General features: G+C 61.9%; 16 protein-coding genes and 1 tRNA gene. 10 read left to right on the top strand and 7 right to left on the bottom strand.

Features of this window, described 5'->3' with window-relative positions:
- The first annotated feature begins 296 nt into the window (after positions 1–296).
- Entirely contained in the window at positions 297–1,112 is an 816-nt protein-coding gene (locus tag AUL30_RS13565; RefSeq protein WP_083507926.1) for a response regulator transcription factor, read from the top strand.
- 249 nt (positions 1,113–1,361) lie between these two features.
- Here AUL30_RS13565 and AUL30_RS13570 read toward each other — a convergent pair whose 3' ends face one another.
- From AUL30_RS13570 to AUL30_RS13585, 4 genes are all read right to left on the bottom strand, one after another.
- A complete protein-coding gene (locus AUL30_RS13570) occupies positions 1,362–1,700 on the bottom strand; it encodes a septal ring lytic transglycosylase RlpA family protein (RefSeq protein WP_244490824.1) in 339 nt (112 codons plus the stop codon).
- Between the two features lie 206 nt (positions 1,701–1,906).
- On the bottom strand, positions 1,907–2,830 hold the full coding sequence (locus AUL30_RS13575) for an NAD-dependent epimerase/dehydratase family protein (RefSeq protein ID WP_244490825.1): 924 nt from the start codon (positions 2,828–2,830) through the stop codon (positions 1,907–1,909).
- Between the two features lie 26 nt (positions 2,831–2,856).
- Complete coding sequence (gene queG, locus AUL30_RS13580) at positions 2,857–4,044, bottom strand: tRNA epoxyqueuosine(34) reductase QueG (protein ID WP_062228538.1); 1,188 nt, start codon at positions 4,042–4,044, stop codon at positions 2,857–2,859.
- The gene (locus AUL30_RS13585; RefSeq protein WP_062228428.1) at positions 4,041–4,733 is read right to left on the bottom strand and encodes a glutathione S-transferase family protein; all 693 of its coding nucleotides are present in this window, start codon (positions 4,731–4,733) and stop codon (positions 4,041–4,043) included. Before AUL30_RS13585 ends, queG begins: the two co-directional genes overlap by 4 nt.
- A 187-nt stretch (positions 4,734–4,920) precedes the next feature.
- On the opposite strand from AUL30_RS13585, the gene AUL30_RS13590 reads away from it, so the two are divergent.
- Entirely contained in the window at positions 4,921–5,727 is an 807-nt protein-coding gene (locus AUL30_RS13590; RefSeq protein WP_202814510.1) for an undecaprenyl-diphosphate phosphatase, read from the top strand.
- 96 nt (positions 5,728–5,823) lie between these two features.
- Here AUL30_RS13590 and AUL30_RS13595 read toward each other — a convergent pair whose 3' ends face one another.
- A complete protein-coding gene (locus AUL30_RS13595; RefSeq protein WP_062228430.1) occupies positions 5,824–6,831 on the bottom strand; it encodes a complex I NDUFA9 subunit family protein in 1,008 nt (335 codons plus the stop codon).
- 259 nt (positions 6,832–7,090) lie between these two features.
- On the opposite strand from AUL30_RS13595, the gene AUL30_RS13600 reads away from it, so the two are divergent.
- The 5 genes from AUL30_RS13600 (at position 7,091) to AUL30_RS13610 (ending at position 12,736) form a co-directional block, all read left to right on the top strand.
- A tRNA-Leu gene (locus AUL30_RS13600) sits at positions 7,091–7,175 on the top strand.
- A 97-nt stretch (positions 7,176–7,272) separates the two neighbouring features.
- Positions 7,273–8,895, top strand: a complete 1,623-nt coding sequence (locus tag AUL30_RS19445) for a DUF6538 domain-containing protein (RefSeq protein WP_308417289.1) — start codon at positions 7,273–7,275, stop codon at positions 8,893–8,895.
- A gap of 1,375 nt (positions 8,896–10,270) precedes the next feature.
- On the top strand, positions 10,271–11,032 hold the full coding sequence (locus tag AUL30_RS19770; protein ID WP_157070147.1) for a hypothetical protein: 762 nt from the start codon (positions 10,271–10,273) through the stop codon (positions 11,030–11,032).
- A 338-nt stretch (positions 11,033–11,370) separates the two neighbouring features.
- Complete coding sequence (locus tag AUL30_RS13605) at positions 11,371–11,997, top strand: hypothetical protein (RefSeq protein WP_157070149.1); 627 nt, start codon at positions 11,371–11,373, stop codon at positions 11,995–11,997.
- Between the two features lie 361 nt (positions 11,998–12,358).
- Positions 12,359–12,736: a DUF3768 domain-containing protein gene (locus AUL30_RS13610; protein WP_244490827.1), complete on the top strand. Its 378-nt coding sequence runs from the start codon at positions 12,359–12,361 to the stop codon at positions 12,734–12,736.
- Between the two features lie 57 nt (positions 12,737–12,793).
- On the opposite strand, the gene AUL30_RS13615 is transcribed toward AUL30_RS13610, so the two are convergent.
- A complete protein-coding gene (locus AUL30_RS13615; RefSeq protein ID WP_062228540.1) occupies positions 12,794–13,606 on the bottom strand; it encodes an aminoglycoside phosphotransferase family protein in 813 nt (270 codons plus the stop codon).
- A gap of 458 nt (positions 13,607–14,064) precedes the next feature.
- On the opposite strand from AUL30_RS13615, the gene AUL30_RS13620 reads away from it, so the two are divergent.
- Both AUL30_RS13620 and AUL30_RS13625 read left to right on the top strand, forming a co-directional pair.
- Complete coding sequence (locus tag AUL30_RS13620) at positions 14,065–14,637, top strand: hypothetical protein (protein ID WP_062228432.1); 573 nt, start codon at positions 14,065–14,067, stop codon at positions 14,635–14,637.
- Between the two features lie 11 nt (positions 14,638–14,648).
- Positions 14,649–15,035 (top strand): DUF3768 domain-containing protein, encoded by a 387-nt coding sequence (locus tag AUL30_RS13625; RefSeq protein ID WP_062228433.1) that lies wholly within the window; start codon positions 14,649–14,651, stop codon positions 15,033–15,035.
- A 37-nt stretch (positions 15,036–15,072) separates the two neighbouring features.
- Here the strand turns inward: AUL30_RS13625 and AUL30_RS13630 are convergent, their stop codons facing one another.
- A complete protein-coding gene (locus AUL30_RS13630) occupies positions 15,073–15,345 on the bottom strand; it encodes a helix-turn-helix domain-containing protein (protein ID WP_062228434.1) in 273 nt (90 codons plus the stop codon).
- 120 nt (positions 15,346–15,465) lie between these two features.
- On the opposite strand from AUL30_RS13630, the gene AUL30_RS13635 reads away from it, so the two are divergent.
- Positions 15,466–16,545, top strand: a complete 1,080-nt coding sequence (locus tag AUL30_RS13635) for a hypothetical protein (RefSeq protein ID WP_157070150.1) — start codon at positions 15,466–15,468, stop codon at positions 16,543–16,545.
- Positions 16,546–16,589 lie beyond the last annotated feature (44 nt).

The following is a 16,589-nucleotide window of genomic DNA, read 5'->3' on the forward strand; positions in this document are numbered from 1 at the left end:
GACAGTTCTCAGTGAGTCGTATCTGCAACTCATGGTATCGATTTCAGGGTGCCATTTAACATATGTTAATTACGCAACCCCAGGTAGGCAGTAGCCATACTCACATCGACGGGGGCCGACGATCGGAAGATGGTCGTCCCGCTAGGTAACATTACCAAAACATTTGTTTCTTTGTACCGAGAGTCATTGGCGTAAGTCCGAGTTTTGGGCGCGTCGTAAAACAGTTTGAACATCAGCGGCCCTACAGATCGTACCGTTTGACAAGGGCCAAAACCGTTTCAGGTGGAGGTATTAAAATGCTGGACAAGGTTCAGAGCGGCGATCGCGGTCTTTCCCAGGCTGGTGTTCTCGCCCAACGTCACAATTACCGGCATACGGCCACGGCACTCGATCATGGCGCGAACCGCCATTCCGATCGTCATGCGGCCGACAGCCAGGATCTCGAACGCACCCATGTCGTGATCATCGACTCCCGTCAGCTCGAGCGCGAATGCCTGGCCAACAGCCTGACCGCCCAGAGCGCGGAACTGGCGATCACGACCTTCTCCAACATCGAGGGCTGGCGCCAGGCGCGGGCCCGTCATCCGGAGACGGCGGTCATCCTTCTGCACATCGGCAATCGCAAGATCACCGATTTCGGAATTGCGGCCGATATCAGCCGCATCGTGGCCGAAGCGAGCCCGGTCCCGCTGATCGTGATCGCCGATACGGAAGAGATGCCGCAGATCGTCAAGGCGCTGGAATGCGGCGCCAAGGGCTTCATTCCGACGACGGTGTCGATCGGCGTGGCGATCGAGGCGATCGAGCTGACGCTGGCCGGCGGCGCCTTCGTCCCCGCCTCCAGCATCCTGGCCATGCAGTCCATGCTGGAATCCGGCCATGCGCCGGAGCGCCCGCTGAACGGCATGTTCACCGCCCGGCAGATGGCCGTGGTGGACGCGCTGCGCCGCGGCAAGGCCAACAAGATCATCGCCTATGAGCTGAACCTGCGCGAAAGCACGGTGAAGGTCCATGTCCGCAACATCATGAAGAAGCTCAAGGCGACCAACCGCACGGAAGTCGCCTTCAAGATCCGCGATCTCCTGCCGGAGACGGCTGGTCCGAGCATCTAAGCTCTAGCGTCTTCCGCCGTCCCGCAGGCGCTGTCCCGGCGTCTTTGCGGAGCGGCGGACGAAACCGGCAACGACCCATGATTTTCGGGCGTGCCGGATGGAGTGCGGGGCCCCGTGCCGCCGTTACTTCCCTTTGTATTTCAATGCGTTCCTTTGTTTAAAGGTCATTTTCACGAACGGGGCCGGCGTGGTCGATGAAGATCGACCCGCCGCCCCGCTGCTTTTTTCGAAGATGGGCTGCCTTGCGCGTCAGGCGCAGCTTCGCGTGCCGGAGCCGTCCGCCGGCTCGATCTGGACACGCGCATGGCCGGCACCGACGAAGCCGAGCTTCTGGGCCGCGCCCTTCGACAGATCGATCATCCGGCCCTTCACGAAGGGCCCCCGATCGTTGATCCGCACCACGACTGTCCTGGAATTGTTGAGATTGGTGACCTTCACCCTCGAGCCCAGCGGGAGGGTCTTGTGCGCCGCGGTCATGGCGGCCGGGTTCATCATTTCACCCGATGCGGTCTTCGACTTCAGCGCATACCAGGACGCGCTGCCGCAACTCGTCTTTCCGTTCGCTGCCTGCGCCCCTGTGGCCGCCATGCACGCCGTCATTACAGCCAGAGCGGCTGCCCCCAATGTCAGTATCTTCAACGGTCCCTTGTCCTGTGCCGTTTCATACGGACAGGCGCCGAGCGTCGATGCTCATCCCTATCGGATGCGTATCCCCTCGTGGCCCCCGCCGTTCGATGACGCCTAAAGCCATGACGGATAAGGCGAAAATTCGACGGAGCCGCAAGAAACCGGATTCAGGCGCCTTTGCCGGCCCCCCCGGTGGCCGGATCGAGCGCGGCGAGCCCCTCCCGATAGGTCGGATATCGCATCTCGTAGCCGAGGCGGCGGAGCGCCGCATTGGAGACGCGCTTGTTCTCTCCATAGAAGCTGCGCGCCATGGGCGACAGGCTGGCCGTGGCGAAATCCTCCTCCGGCGGCGGCGCCACACCGGCCCGTGCGGCGGCATGCGCCACGACATCCTGCGGCGGCGCCGGTTCGTCGTCGGTCACATTCCATATGCCACCGGCATTGCGGGCGATCAGTAGCGCCAGGGCGCCGGAAATATCGTCCACATGGATGCGGTTGAAGACCTGGCCGGGCTTGACCAGACGCTTGGCGCGGCCCTCTGCCAGATTGACGAAGGCATTGCGGCCGGGGCCGTATATGCCCGACAGGCGCAGGATCGCGCAGGGTATTCCCTTCTCCCGCGCCAGGGCCGCCCAGGCTTCTTCCGCCAGGAGGCGGCGGCGGGAGCGCTCGGAGGCGGGAGCGGGCGGCGTCGTCTCGTCCACCACCGCGCCATCGTGATTGCCATAGACGCCGACGGTCGACAGATAGCCGATCCAGCGCAAGTCCGGCGCACCATGCAGGATCTCGTCCCGGTACCAGCGCAACACCGCATCGCCTTCGGGCTCCTCGCCCGGAGCGATGGACAGGATCAGGTGTGTGGCGCGGTGGAGTGCGGCATCGATCCCGGCGCCGGGGGCTGTGCCGTCGAAGAGGTAGGGCGTGATCCCCGCGGCTGCGAGGGAGGCCGCCTTGTCGGCACTGCGGGTGGTGGCGCCCTGTACGAGGGACCGGCCATCACTCTGCGCGAAGCGCTGCGCACTGTAGCCGCAGCCGAAGATGAAGATGCGCGGCGTCTCCATGTCGTCATTGGCCGCTTCGGGTCTGTTCATCCCACCTCTCCTCTGCGCTCACCCCCTCATGCCGCGTCTGTGCCCCCGACCGCAAGCCATTCGGCGCGAACGCCGGCATCCGGCTCGTCGGCCAGGGCCTGCCGGCTGCGCGCCGCCGCCCGGTCCGGCGCAAGGCGCCCATAGGCCCAGACGGCCATGGCCCGGACGATGGGCGCCGCATCGTCCAGCCGCGCCTCCACATCGGGCAGAAGGGAAGGATCGGCCGCGTTGCCGGCGGCGATCAGGCAGTTGGACACGAACTTGTCCCGTCCGATCCGCTTGACGGGGGACCCGGCGAAGCCGTCGCGGAAGCCTGCGTCGTCCAGGGCCATGAGATCGCGCAGCGCTGGGGCCCGCAATTCCGGCCGGCCGATCAGCCGCGCCTCCCGCGCGGCCTGCGCGAACTTGTTCCAGGGGCAGACCGCCAGGCAGTCGTCACAGCCGTAGATCCGGTTTCCCATGGCGGCGCGCAGCGCGCGTGGAATGGGCCGGCGCGTCTCGATGGTCAGGTAGGAGATGCACCGCCGGGCATCCAGCCTGTAGGGTGCGGGGAAGGCCTTGGTCGGGCAGATGTCCTGGCAGGCGGTGCAGGAGCCGCACAGGTCCCGCCCCGGCGCATCCGGCGAAAGGTCGAGCGTCGTCAGGATCGAGCCCAGGAACAGCCAGGACCCGAATTCGCGGCTGACGAGGTTGGTATGCTTGCCCTGCCAGCCGAGGCCGGCCGCCTCGCCCAGCGGCTTCTCCATCAGGGGCGCCGTATCCACGAAGACCTTGACGCCATGCTCCTCGCCCGGCAGCACCTGGCGCGCGCGGGCCAGGAGCTTGGCGGCCAGTTCCTTCAGCCGCCCCTTGATGACATCATGATAGTCGCGGTTCTGCGCATAAACCGAGATGACGCCGCGGTCCCGGCGCTGCAGGTCCGCCAGCGGGTCGTGCGCGGGGCCATAATTCATGCCGAGCACGATGACGCTGCGCGCCTCGTGCCAGAGCGCGCCGACGGTGCGGCGGCGCTCCAGCGTGTCGGCCATCCAGTCCATCGTGCCGTGCAGGCCTTCATTGACGAACTGTTCCAGCCGCGCGCCCGACGCGTCACGGCCGGCGGCCGGGGCCACGCCCACGGCATCGAAGCCGAGGCGCCGCGATTCGACGTCCAGGAAAGCGCGGAGGCGCTCGGCCGCCGAAGGGGTGGGGGCGTGTCCGACCTCGGCCGTCAGAAATCGAGCTCGGCGTAATGGGCAGCCGGCGGAATGCCGCGGATGCGCTCCTGCAGGAAGGGCCGGAAGGACGGCCGCGACTTGATGCGCATGTACCAGTCCTTGGCGACGGGATCGTCCTCCCACCGCACTTCGCCCAGATAGTCGAGCACCGAGATGGCCGCCGCGGCCGACAGGTCGGCATAGGACAGATGCGAGCCGGCCAGCCAGTTCCGGCTTTCCGACAGCCAGCCGATATAGCGCACATGATTCTTCAGATTGGCGCGGGCCGCGCGGATGGCGGAGGAGTCCGGCGCGCCGCCGCCTTCGGCGGCCGTCATCTCGCGCTTGAAGACCCGCTCGCGCACGAGATAGCGGGTGACTTCACCCTCCATCTTGCCGAGGAACCAGTCGGTGAGACGGCGGATCTCGGCGCGCTCGAAGGGCTTTTCCGCCAGAAGGCGCCGGTCCCGCTGGAACACGCCGCGCGTCTCGTCCAGATATTCGGCGGCGACCATGCCGCCGACGATGGGCGGACCGTTGTCCTCGACCAGCACGGGGACCGTCCCCGCAAGGTTCAGCGCCAGGAGTTCCTTGCGCCGCTCCCACGGTTTTTCGTCGATGAGTTCGAACCGCTCCCCATACTCCGTCATGACCAGGCGCAGGAAGCGGCAGGCGGCGGACATGGGATGATGATGGAGTCTGAGCATCGTTCGTCTTATCGCAACTTCGGCCGGCTGTGACGGATGTCAGCGCAGATAGCCTTATCAAAGACTTGTCCGCAAGCCTGACGGGCCAAATCGCCTTGCCCGAAACTGTCGCCACCTTATAGCCGGGTTGATTCGCATTGTGCGCTGCGCAATGAACGTCGAAGCGGAACGCGAAAAGGGGACCGGCGTGCAGTTCAACGATATATTCGATGCGACCCTGCTTGGGTTGATCGAGGGCCTGACCGAGTTCATACCCGTGTCCTCGACGGCCCATCTGCTGCTCGTGGGGCGGGCCATCGGCTGGTCCTCCACCGGTCACTCCTTCGAGGTGCTGATCCAGCTCGGCGCGGTGCTCGCGGTCCTGTCGGTCTATTTCGGGAAGCTGTGGCACCTGGCCGTCACCTTGCCCTCCGACCCGCGCAGCCGGCGCTTCGTCGCCAGCATCCTCCTGGCCTTCCTGCCGGCCGCCATCATCGGCGCCATGGCGCACGGCTTCATCAAGGGCGTCCTCTTCGAAACACCGGCGCTGGTCTGTACGGCGCTGATCGTCGGCGGCTTCATCCTCCTGGCGATCGACCGCATGCCGCGCCGCGTGCGCTACACGGATGCGATGGATTTTCCGCCGCTGGTCTGCCTGATCATCGGCTTCTTCCAGTGCCTCGCCATGATCCCCGGCACATCGCGCTCCGGCGCCACGATCGTTGGCGCGCTCCTGATGGGCACGGACAAGCGTTCGGCGGCCGAATTCTCCTTCTTCCTCGCCATGCCCACCATGGCCGGCGCCTTCGCCTACGATCTCATCAAGAATCGCGATATTCTGAGCACCAACGATCTGGCGCTCATCGTCATCGGTTTCGTCGCGGCTTTCATCTCGGCGCTCTTCGTCGTGAAGTTCCTGCTCGACTTCGTGTCGCGCCACGGCTTCGCCCCCTTCGCCTGGTGGCGCATCATCGTCGGCACGATCGGCCTCGTCGCGCTCTACGCCTTCGCCTGAGTCCCGCGCAACATGACAAAGGCCCCGTCGGCGTTCTGCCGGCGGGGCCTTTTTTATTGAACGATGCAGCTGCTCCGGGCGTCGGCGCCCAGAACCTTATGGGCGCGGCGCGATCTCCGGATCGACGGTCTGGTCGGATGTGGGGCTGCCCTTGGTGAACTGGCCCTGCGGACGGAACCGGACGAGATAGGTCGGCAGGACGGCTTCCAGCGTGCGCGGGCGGATGCCGAAGGCATCGAAGGTCCGCCCTTCGGCCTTGGCGGCCTCCGACACGACGTTGTCGTGCTTGAGCTGCTCCACCTGGTCGGGCGTCAGCGGCGCGCCCGGAAGATACTTCAGAACACCGGCCAGTTGCTCGGCCGCACCGAAGGGAATGGTCAGGAAGCGGCGCTTGCGATCGATGACGAGGAGCATTTCCTCCATCAGCTTGCGGAAGCTCAAGGCCTCCGGCCCACCGAGTTCGTAGATGCGCCCACCCGGCACCGCGCCCTCAACGGCGGCGGCCACTGCCTGCGCGACATCGTTCACATAGACGGGCTGGAACAGTGTCTTGCCCCCGCCGATCAGCGGCAGGACGGGCGACAGGCGCGCCATGTCGGCAAAGCGGTTGAAGAACTGGTCCTCGGCGCCGAAGACGATGGACGGCCGCAGGATCACCGCATCGGGCACGGCCTGCAGCACGGACCGCTCGCCTTGCGCCTTGGTGCGGGCGTACTGGCTGGCCGACGATTCGTCCGCGCCGATGGCCGAGAGCTGCACCATGCCGAGGCCCCGCCGCGCGGCGGCTTCCGCCACCAGCTTGGCGCCTTCGGCCTGGACGCTCGTATAGCGCTGCTTGCCGGCTTCCGTCAGGATCCCGACGAGGTTGACGACATGATCGGCATCCTCCACGGCCCGCTCGACCGACCAGGGATAGCGCAGATTCGCCTGGATCGGCTGGATCTGGCCGAGCCGCCCGGCCGTCTGCAGGTGATAGGCGAGATCGGGCCGCCGGCACGCCACGCGAATGCGGTGCCCACGCGCGGCGAGCGCATGAACCACATACCGCCCGAGGAACCCCGAGCCGCCGAAGACGGTCACCAGCTTCTTGTCGTCGATCCGCATGGAAATGCCCTCGCTATCCACCCCGCGCCCCGTGGCTCGATGGGAGCCAGGCACGGGAACGCCTTTCCTGGGCGGTGATTTAGAGCATTTCCACCGCCATGGGAAAGGGTCGGCGCAATCCAAAGCCCCCGAGCGGTCGTTTTTTCCCGCACCGCGTCAACGGCTCTGCCGCACTCGCGTCCCCCGCACATATTTTCTCCTCCCCACCCGACACAAAGCGTTGACAGCCGCCCGGCCGCTCTCTAATGACACCGCCAGTGCCCAGGTGGCGGAATTGGTAGACGCGCACGGTTCAGGTCCGTGTGCCGCGAGGCGTGAAGGTTCGAGTCCTTTCCTGGGCACCAATTCCCCTGATTGTTCAGGGAAGCCAAAGAGTTAAGCCAAAACATGGACTTACAGTTGCCCGAGTGATACAAACGGGTGATACAAATGGTCCTGCGTATGGCTCAACCATGGCCGCATCCTAGAACTGGCGTTTTCTGGTTTCGGCGGGCTGTCCCGGCGAGCCTTCGCGACGCCGTCGGCAAGCGAGAGGAACTCGTGTCGCTCGGCACGAAGGATGCCAAGCTCGCGCGCGTGAAGTACGCTCAAGTGTCGGCCGAGGTCGAAGCGCGATGGGCGAACCTACAAGATGGTCAGCGATCTCTGACGGAGCGTGAGGCGCACGCTATAGCGCGCACCGCGCACGACACATGGATCGAGTGGCATCTGGACGAGCCCAGTGAGCAGTTCGCATGGACCCCCCGACTGTATCGCTATCTCTGGCGTCAATCACCGCCAAACCAAGAGCAGCCTGACGGAACATTGTCGGTCGATAATCACCTCGTCCGCGCCATGCGCGAGTTTTGCTTCGCGCAGGCTGACAACGGACTTGCACACCATGGCATTACCGTTGACGACTTCAGCCGTCTAAAGCTCGCCAAGGCGATGGGCGCTGCGTTTCAACGTGCCAGTTTGACGGTCGGTGAAATGGCGGAAGGACGATACACTCCGGACGATGCCCGGATGGTGGCATATTCGGCGAATGGCGAACTTGGTGGACATTCGAGAACGGCGGCCGCGAAACCCCGAGCTGCTGCGGGCAAGTCGCCTCCCGTGACATTGACCGGGCTATTCGGTGAATGGTGGCGGGAAGCGCAGGCAGCGGGTCGAAAGCCCAGCACGCACGAAAGCTACCACAACACGGTGAAAAGCTTAGTAGCCTTCCTTAAGCACGATGATGCTCAGCGGATCACGGCCGAGGATATCGTGGCTTTCAAGGACTACCGCCTCACAACGCCATCACCACGCACAGGCAAGCCTCCCAGTCCGAAAACGGTCAAAGACAGCGACCTTTCCGCCTTAAAGACGCTCTTTGGGTGGGCAGTGATGAATCGGAAATTGCCAGCAAATCCTGCTGCCGGCTTGACGATCAAGGTAGGTCGTCGAGCTCAGGTGCGTCCAAAGGGTTTTGTGGCTTCGGAAGCAAAGGCAATCCTCTCAGCGGCGACTGCATACAGCGCAGGGCCCCGCGAACACCGAAAAACTGCTGCCGCAAAGCGTTGGATCCCGTGGCTGTGCGCATTCAGTGGGGCGCGGGTTGGTGAGATCGGCCAGTTGCGTCGAGAAGACGTTCGCTTCGAAATGGATCGCTGGGTGATCATAATTACCCCTGAGGCCGGGACGGTTAAGACAAATCAGGCGAGGGAGATTGTACTGCACCATCAGTTAGCGCAGTTGGGTTTCCCGGAATTTGTAAAGTCCAGCGAGGACGGGCCGCTATTTCTGGTGCCGACACCTGATGGCGATGTTCTAGGCCCACTATCCGGTCTTCTGAACCGCATGAGAGAGTTCATTCGGACGATAGTTTCGGATCCTAGGGTTCAGCCGAACCATGGGTGGCGGCATCTGTTTACAACCCAGTGCATCGAAGCCGGGATCGAGGCTCGCATTTATAACGCAATCCAAGGTCACGCCCCACGAAATGTTTCAGAGCAGTATGGCGATGTATCCATGAAGGCGAAGGCCTCAGCGATTGATAAACTCGCTAGTTTCAAATTCGATGAGACCCCTCACCCTAGCTGAACTGCTATCCAAAGTAGCGCCGTAATGGTGCAGACATAACAGATGGTCCGACAATTGCTAAAACGCACTGACAAAGAGAAGGCTGACATTGTCTCGGCATACGAACGGGCCGGATCCGGAAGTGCAGAGAGTGATGAGACGCGCCAGCAATTGTTAAAAGACAATAATGTATCTGTATCAACGATATATCGTTGGAAACGAGAGTTAATTGAAATTGGCAAGACCGCGTCTAAAGCCGACTCTATCCTTCGAATTTCTCAGATTATTGAATCCCTGCATACTGGCACATGCGACAAAGTCAACTTTATTGACTCGATTTGCTCGTTCTCTGCATGGTTGCGATGGCCACAGGATACCGACAGGCAACGCATAGGAAGTGTCTGTCTGGCATCCGCGTACCTAAATCTGATGACTGCAAAGGGCCGCAGCACTCCACCTCGAGCCGCGGAGCGGCTCATATACAATAAACTGACGTATAGTGATGTAACTCTCGCGCTATCGGGAAATCTTGAAGCCTACGCGGACTTCAACGAGATACCATACCAGAAACCAATATATTATAATAGAAATCTTTTAAGAGACATTATATATTACTTAATTTCCGATCTCGCATATAGCCCTGATGGACGGGTTAGCCTAAATCGAGCGCACGCCCTCATTCGCGATGGCCATTTTCACAGACAAGCCGCTCGCTCTCGGCGGTCGTTCGACCAATTATGGAAGGCGTTGGGTGTCTCAGCCCCATTTCATTACGTTGACCAAGATCAAAGCAGTCTTAACTGGGTGCTAGATCCAGCCGACCTTTATTTAGACGAATACATTGATGAGATAATTGAATTGTCGCAAGATCGTAGGGCATACTTCGAAAAATGCTTTGGGATCATTAGCCTTGTGAACGATCGTTTGGATCCCCGAGCTATCAATGCGTTGCATTTTCCTACTCCACCTCCAGCGCTGACACCGCAGGCCGTACCGCTAACGATGCTAGATGACAGCATGCTCGCTTCGCTTTCTGATTTTCATAAAAACAGATTTTATTTCAATTAATTACGACGCTCTAGGTTACCTAGAAGTGGACTGCGGATCACGTGGCTGTCCCGACCTGCGATGTTGTTGATGCGCAATCAAGCGCAGCACATCGGGGGGCAAATGAAACATCACATTTAGGCAAGGCAGCCGCATCGTAACCGGCGATACCCATGCTTGGCTTCCGGCGGTTAGCGGCAGGAACACGACGCTGGAAGTCTGTTGGCATCCCACCGCCACACAGCATCCTCAACGTCACACCCCAACAGTTTTGGACCACGAAATACTGGAAACCAGTATTTGGAGAATTAAAATGTCCCATAGGAATAAACTTGCGAGATCCACGCGTATGGCAACGAAAGTCGACCCGATCGAAGCACTTATTAACGCACGGGATAAGCTGAAAAAATCTGAAAATTCGGCGACAGAAGTACTATACCAATGTCTTGCGGATGCGGCCCGATTTATCCGCAAGGTAATGAGTGACCGAAAGTTGCGCGGCCGCTTCTTGTCTCATTTCAAAGGCGAGAGGATTGCAAAACGGCTATCAAAGGAAATTCCACTATCGAAGCTGCGGCGTCTCGTCCTTCGCTTCCTTTTCAATGCGCCCGCGTCTGGGCCGGCGTACGACCGAGCCCGCATTTATGCGCAAGCGCTTGGCACCATTCCAAAATCGGTCGCGACAAAGGATATCCCTGCTTACATCCGAGATCACGGAGGTATCGAAAAACTCTATGAGGAGGCAAACGCTCAAAAGACGGCGAAAGTAGGCAAGCCAATCGGAGATAGCGTAACCCCAGTCGCACCGTCATTGGAAAGCGACGTCGATAGTGATGGTGGCTCTGATCGTATCGGAACTACCACGGATGGCGATAGTAGCAAGCCCACCGACACAGTTCCTAGCGGTGACGGTCAGCCCGATGTCGCGGCTCCGCGCAAAACTCAGAACCGCGTGCGTATGAAATCAGATGAGCATCTTTTGGTGAGCATGAGTAAAGAGGTGCTTCATCGGATTTTGGCCCATTCGGGAACGCTGACCCTACACGTAGAAGTTGATTGCTACTCGGATGGTCAGGTGCCGGTGACGCTTACGGATTGGGAACTTAGCTAAAGACGATGAGCGACAGGGCGCGCGCTGCGCCCTGTCGCAACTATTAGGTTCGTTGCTAGACTCAGTTTGGTTTGATCAATCGCCAGATGCGTTTTCTCGGCCGGTAAAGGGGTGTGGGTGCGAAGCCAATTCGTACTCGACAACCGTCGTACCGGTCGATCTTGCGGATGCACCCGGATCATAACTTGCCGACGTACATACCTTTGCAATGGAGTGCCGAACCGGCTCTGCATACGGGCAACCCTTGTCCAACGGACCATCCGAGGCGACAAATCGGCCCGTAGGTAACCCGGTCACCGGCACACCGCACCCCCATCACAGATCACACAAGACCCAACGTGATCACCGCGAAGACCCGCCGTGACAGAGGAAGAAGGCTATCAATGGTTATATCGTCACGATCGACCTTCGACGAAATAGTCCGCAGCTACGCCACCCACATCGAGTCTAAAATATTGCTCGGGTGGGAGCCGACCTTCATGAGCTTCATGTACAATCCACTAAACGGGTCACCATCGGCCGTAGCAGAGCAGATGCGCTTCGAAGTGGAACGGATTTACGGCATTCTACTCACCCACCGTAGCCGCCGACCGAGCAAGACCCCACGCGATAGGCTGCCATTCTTCATGGCTTGCCCGGACTTCCCGGTGCCGAAATACGAGCGGGACCGCTTTTCCGCCATTAGCATCAACCATGGGCGGCATCTTCACGCGCTCGACCTGTCGCCGCCGCGGACCCGCACTGCCTCCAATCTGGCCGACATTGTAGCAGAGCGTCAGTCCCTCTTGGCCGGCCACAATCGCCCGCTGTCGCATGTGTATGCCGAGACCATGACAGGGTCCCCGGAGGAAGCGACAGCCTACGTGATGAAGGCTATCGGGCGCGGGCGGGCCAGCTTGGACGATCTAATCATCATGCCCCGCGCCAGTGGCGAGGCGCGTTATGGCAGACTCTTTCAGAACTAAGCGAACCAAGCTGGTGTCGGGACGGCGCGGCAGCTGGCAATCGTCACGTCATTGCAAGACCCGAGTGGGCGCCGTCCTTGTCGTCGGCCCTGCCCCGGCCTACGGTTAGTATCGTAAAGCTGGGGATGATGGCGAGGTCTGGAATGCGACGCATCGGTTTGGCGGAACAGGCTCGGCAGGGTGGCCGGCTGCAGCATGAGAAGAGACGCGGGGGACGGGGACCGGACCCCGCCGCATCCAACGATCCAACACAGGGCCCTCCGGGGCCCTTTTCTTTTGCCCGTGACGGTCTGTCGGCGAATGGCGGGGTGCGTCTCACCAAGCATGGTCGCTTGGCCATAGACACCATAGGCGGCGCGCGATGGCCGAGACGATGATAGCGCTGATAGATCACATGCGCACGACCCGCGCTGCGACCGGATTGTCGCCATCGGCGGCCCTGAACCTTGCCTTCCGCCGCACCCTCGCCGGCGGTCAGGTCATGGTGTCGTCCGGAGTTGCTGACCTGCCGCCGCGTGATCGCTTGGCCGTCCTCGACGCAGTGCGGGCTTTCGATGCCTTTCATGCCGGCGCAGACCCATACGGGCCTCAGGACTTCGGGGCGGTCGAGCATGATGGGGTACGGTACTTTTGGAAGATCGAAGCCTACGACCGCTCGTACGCCCTGCCCTCACCTGACCCTGCCAACCCAGCTATGACGGCACGCGTCCTAATGATCATGCGAGATGACGAGTACTAGATCATCACTGGGCTGCCGCGCTCGGCCCTGACACTGGGGTCGGCAACCGCGCATCACCTATCGATCTAGCTCGGCGGCAGTCAGCTCAGCTATCTGCAGGTCGGTCTTCGCCAGCGGATCGTCATCACCGATGAACCATGACGCGGAGAGACCGGTCCATGCCAGCACCCACGATAGGAGACGTCGTCGCTCAAGCCCACTTGCCGCTGTGACGACATCCATACGGCGTGCAAAGCGGCCCGGCTGCGTCGCCACGGGTCGCGTGGGGTCCGCTAGGTCTGGATTGGTGAAGATGTTGGCGAAGTCGAAGCCCCGCTCGCCGATGAGATGCTTCGGGTCGATTGCAAGCCAGCCGCGCGCCCCGAAATCAAGAACGTTATCGTGGTGCAAATCACCATGCAGCACGCCGACTTCTCGGGGTTCCGCCAATAGCATCCGGGCGGTTTCCGCGCTGCGGGCGAGGATACCGCCATGGGCGTCGGCTGCCGGCCATAGGTCCCGGAACCAATCCCTCAGTGGTGTCAGCTCCGGCAGCGGCTTGGGGCGGGGCGCATGAAGGCGTGCAGCTGTCCTGCAAAGAATGCGGCATGCCTCATCGTCCTGCCCGGTTCGGGCCATATCGCTCAGGGATGCAGAGCCTGTCGCGCGCTCCATCAGCAGGGCATCGCCATCCTGGGCGTACACCCGTGCCGCTCCATCCCCGCCCCACCATTCCATAAGGACGCCACCCAGCCGTTCGTCCGGCTCATGGGACAGTTTCAGCATGGCTGGCTTGCCGTCCGCCAAGACGGGCAGAAGTCGCGCGGCCGGCGTGATGATTGGCACACCGTCGACGATGAGATCCCACTGCGTCAGGTAGGGTTCGAACATACCCATCCATACCATGCTGCCGAACCGAATGGATCGCCTCCCCGATCGGCTCGGCCCGGCATTGGAGCCACGGGGTTTGCACAGGCCTCGCACGCAGATCGAAACCCAGTGCAAACTGCGTGATTTAATTATCTGATTGATTTATTTGTTTATTGTCTGTACGATTGGCCTGCGGCCAGCCATGCCAATTGAACGCAGCCACCGGCTGGGCCCGCATAAATCGCGATCGCGAAAGGACACCGTCATGCCGAAACGGGCCGACATCAACCGACACCGACCGCCAGCCTTGGGCGCTGGCGCGGCGCCGGCACATCCTTCCGCAATCGCATCTCATCGGGGCCTTCGGGCCCCTTTCTCGTTTCTGGAGCAAGAGTACAATGCCAGCTGAAACAGCAGCAGTCCGTAAGACAGTCGCCAACGGGGCGGCAGACGCCCTACCCGCTTTGATCGTTCTCGGGTTGGACGATAGCGGCAAGGCGCATGCCTCGTGGTTCGACGATGACGAGGCGGACACCGCCCGGTCGGCCGCAAGCCTGATGGGGATGCGGTCCCTGCCCGCCGATACCGAGGCCCTGCAGACCATCGCCGCCCGCCTGCCACATGGACGGATCTTCCCGAGCGGCAAGGCCTTCGTGCCCTTCGTCAAGGCGGCACTCTACGAGCAGCTGGCCGGCATGTTGCCGAAGGGCGAGGCGGCACCGTTGCGGTTGGTCGCTGGAGCAAATGGCAAGGTAGCCGGTCCAGCGAAGAACGCGGTCAAGGCTTCGGCGGTCGGGGCCGGTTCGGGAGGCCGTGGCGGTGAGGCCGGTGCTGCAAGCGGCAGCGAGGATCGTCCGGCCGACTGGCAGAAGCTGAAGGCCGGCAGCGTGGTCCTCATCACCGAGGGCGACCAGGAGGGCTGGTTCGAGGCCGTCATCGTTCAGGACAAGGGTGATGGCGCCTACACGCTGAAGTGGCGGGACTGGCCGGAAGAGCCGACGCAGGTGCGCCGTCGGCACCAGATCGCCCTGCTGCCCCCAGTGGCCGCGTGAGGACCCCTGCCATGACCGAACCTCAAGCATCCAAGAATGAGGAGGTCCGCAGCAATGCGGGCCTGCCCACCGCCCCGCGCCATGAGGTCATCGCCGCGCTCAACGATCAGTTCCGCCAGACCCTGCGGGGTGGGGCGGTGTTCATGACCGCCAGTGTCGCCAACATCTCCAGCGTTCGCCTGCGCCGCATGATGGAGGCCATTCGCACCTTCGAGGGCTTCTGCGAAGAGCAAGACCCCTATGGCGAACACGACCTCGGTTCCATCAAGGACGAGGACGAGCGGTTCTTCTGGAAGATTGACTACTTCGACCCGTCCATGCGGTTCGGGTCGCAGGATCCTGCCAACCCGGCCATCACCCTACGCGTCATGACCATCATGCGGCCGGAGGAGTACTGAGATGGGCTTCCACCAACGTGTACGGAGCCGGGCAGCCTCAGCGACTTTCGGCCTTGGGTTTGCGGCCAGCCCGCAAGGCGGGCGGCGGCGGTGCCCCCTCCGGCGGCTGGCTGACGAGATCGGCAACGGAAACCTCAAGCGCCTTGGCGATGGCCTCCAGCGCGCCGATGGTGAGGTTCTCCTTCGCCCGTTCGATACGCCCGATGTAGGAGCGATCGATATCGGCGGCCAAGGCGAGGCGTTCCTGCGACATCCCTTTGGCGACCCGCAGGACGCGAATGTTGTAGCTGATCGATTCTCGGGCGCTCATGACCCGGAGAGAGACGACATTGCGGGCTTGATAATCGACGGACTGACAATCCCCTATTGCGATAAACCACGTCGCTCACAGCCCGGACCTCAGTCATCCATCATGAGATTGCTTTCACGCATGCACGCCGCCCTGTGCAGACCTTGGCGCAGGATCACGGCCCGGGCATCCATTGCCCTCCTACTTTCCGCCGCTTCGATGGCGTCGCCCGCGCAAGCGCAATTCGACGAAGAGCAGCACTTCGGCAACTGGACACTGATCCCATACGAAGGCTTGGGGCCGGGTTCGTGCCTGCTCATGACCCGCTCGCCTCAGAAGGATGCATCCTTCATCGCCTTCGTTGGCGACGACGAACAGCTACAGTTCGGGTTCATGTCGGCCAGCAAGGACCTGTCTCTGGATTCGCGAGCCGCCATGGATCTTCGCATCGATGGGCAAAGCGTGCCGTTGTCGGCTATCCGGCCCTTTGATGAGTCCGTCGTGCTGTTCCGACAAAGTCAGACCGCGCCTCGGCTGGAAGAGCTGCTGGCCACCGCCGGACAAATCCACATCATGAGCCGGGACTACGTCTCTCGGTTTCGCCCGAGCCGAACGCCGCAGGCCATCGCGGCTTTGCTTGAGTGTTACGACCTCCACCTCGAAGCGCTCGGCGACATGGAGGAGGATCGGCATCAGGCCGCAAATACGCCGACGCCACCATCGAACGCGAGCGGCCTCGATGCGGCCATGGATGGCATGTCCGGCAGCGGTTCGATGATCGCCCAATTCGCCTGCGAGGTATCAGGACCGGCCCTCACCGGCATTCCCGACATCCTGAACAAGAACCAGATGACCGAGATGATGCTGTCGATCGCCGAGGATGGTTCGGCAACGATCAACGGCACGCAGCTTGCGGCCGCCAGCGTTCGGCGCGCTGGGGATGGGTCCCTGCAGATGGCCGCCTATGACGGCCGCATGGTCGTATCGGCCGTGCATGGCACACCCGGCAGCGCCGCGCCGGTCTGGGGCCTCAGCCCGCAGCAGCTGGAAGCCTATCAAGCGTTCCAAGGCATCGGCCGACAGATGACCGGTATGGTCATGGGCAATCGCGCCCGCTTCATGCTCGTCAACCTCGCCCAGGACGCCATCACCTTCTTCGACGTCGAAGCAGACGATCGCCCGACCAATCAGCAAAGCCCCTTCTGCATTCGCACGCAGTAGACCCCCTTCCCTCATCCCGACGCCACTGCGTCGCGGCCTGAAGG

The organism is Aureimonas frigidaquae, from assembly GCF_001463905.1.
Lineage (GTDB): Bacteria > Pseudomonadota > Alphaproteobacteria > Rhizobiales > Rhizobiaceae > Aureimonas > Aureimonas frigidaquae.

Coding starts and splice junctions, on each gene's coding strand:
- AUL30_RS13615 (WP_062228540.1), bottom strand. CDS start 13,606: ATGTTCGAACCCTACCTGACGCAGTGGGATCTCATCGTCGACGGTGTG.
- AUL30_RS13635 (WP_157070150.1), top strand. CDS start 15,466: ATGCACGCCGCCCTGTGCAGACCTTGGCGCAGGATCACGGCCCGGGCA.
- AUL30_RS13565 (WP_083507926.1), top strand. CDS start 297: ATGCTGGACAAGGTTCAGAGCGGCGATCGCGGTCTTTCCCAGGCTGGT.
- AUL30_RS13625 (WP_062228433.1), top strand. CDS start 14,649: ATGACCGAACCTCAAGCATCCAAGAATGAGGAGGTCCGCAGCAATGCG.
- AUL30_RS13610 (WP_244490827.1), top strand. CDS start 12,359: ATGGCCGAGACGATGATAGCGCTGATAGATCACATGCGCACGACCCGC.
- AUL30_RS19445 (WP_308417289.1), top strand. CDS start 7,273: ATGGCTCAACCATGGCCGCATCCTAGAACTGGCGTTTTCTGGTTTCGG.
- AUL30_RS13585 (WP_062228428.1), bottom strand. CDS start 4,733: ATGCTCAGACTCCATCATCATCCCATGTCCGCCGCCTGCCGCTTCCTG.
- AUL30_RS19770 (WP_157070147.1), top strand. CDS start 10,271: ATGGCAACGAAAGTCGACCCGATCGAAGCACTTATTAACGCACGGGAT.
- AUL30_RS13630 (WP_062228434.1), bottom strand. CDS start 15,345: ATGAGCGCCCGAGAATCGATCAGCTACAACATTCGCGTCCTGCGGGTC.
- AUL30_RS13595 (WP_062228430.1), bottom strand. CDS start 6,831: ATGCGGATCGACGACAAGAAGCTGGTGACCGTCTTCGGCGGCTCGGGG.
- AUL30_RS13570 (WP_244490824.1), bottom strand. CDS start 1,700: ATGGCGGCCACAGGGGCGCAGGCAGCGAACGGAAAGACGAGTTGCGGC.
- AUL30_RS13575 (WP_244490825.1), bottom strand. CDS start 2,830: ATGAACAGACCCGAAGCGGCCAATGACGACATGGAGACGCCGCGCATC.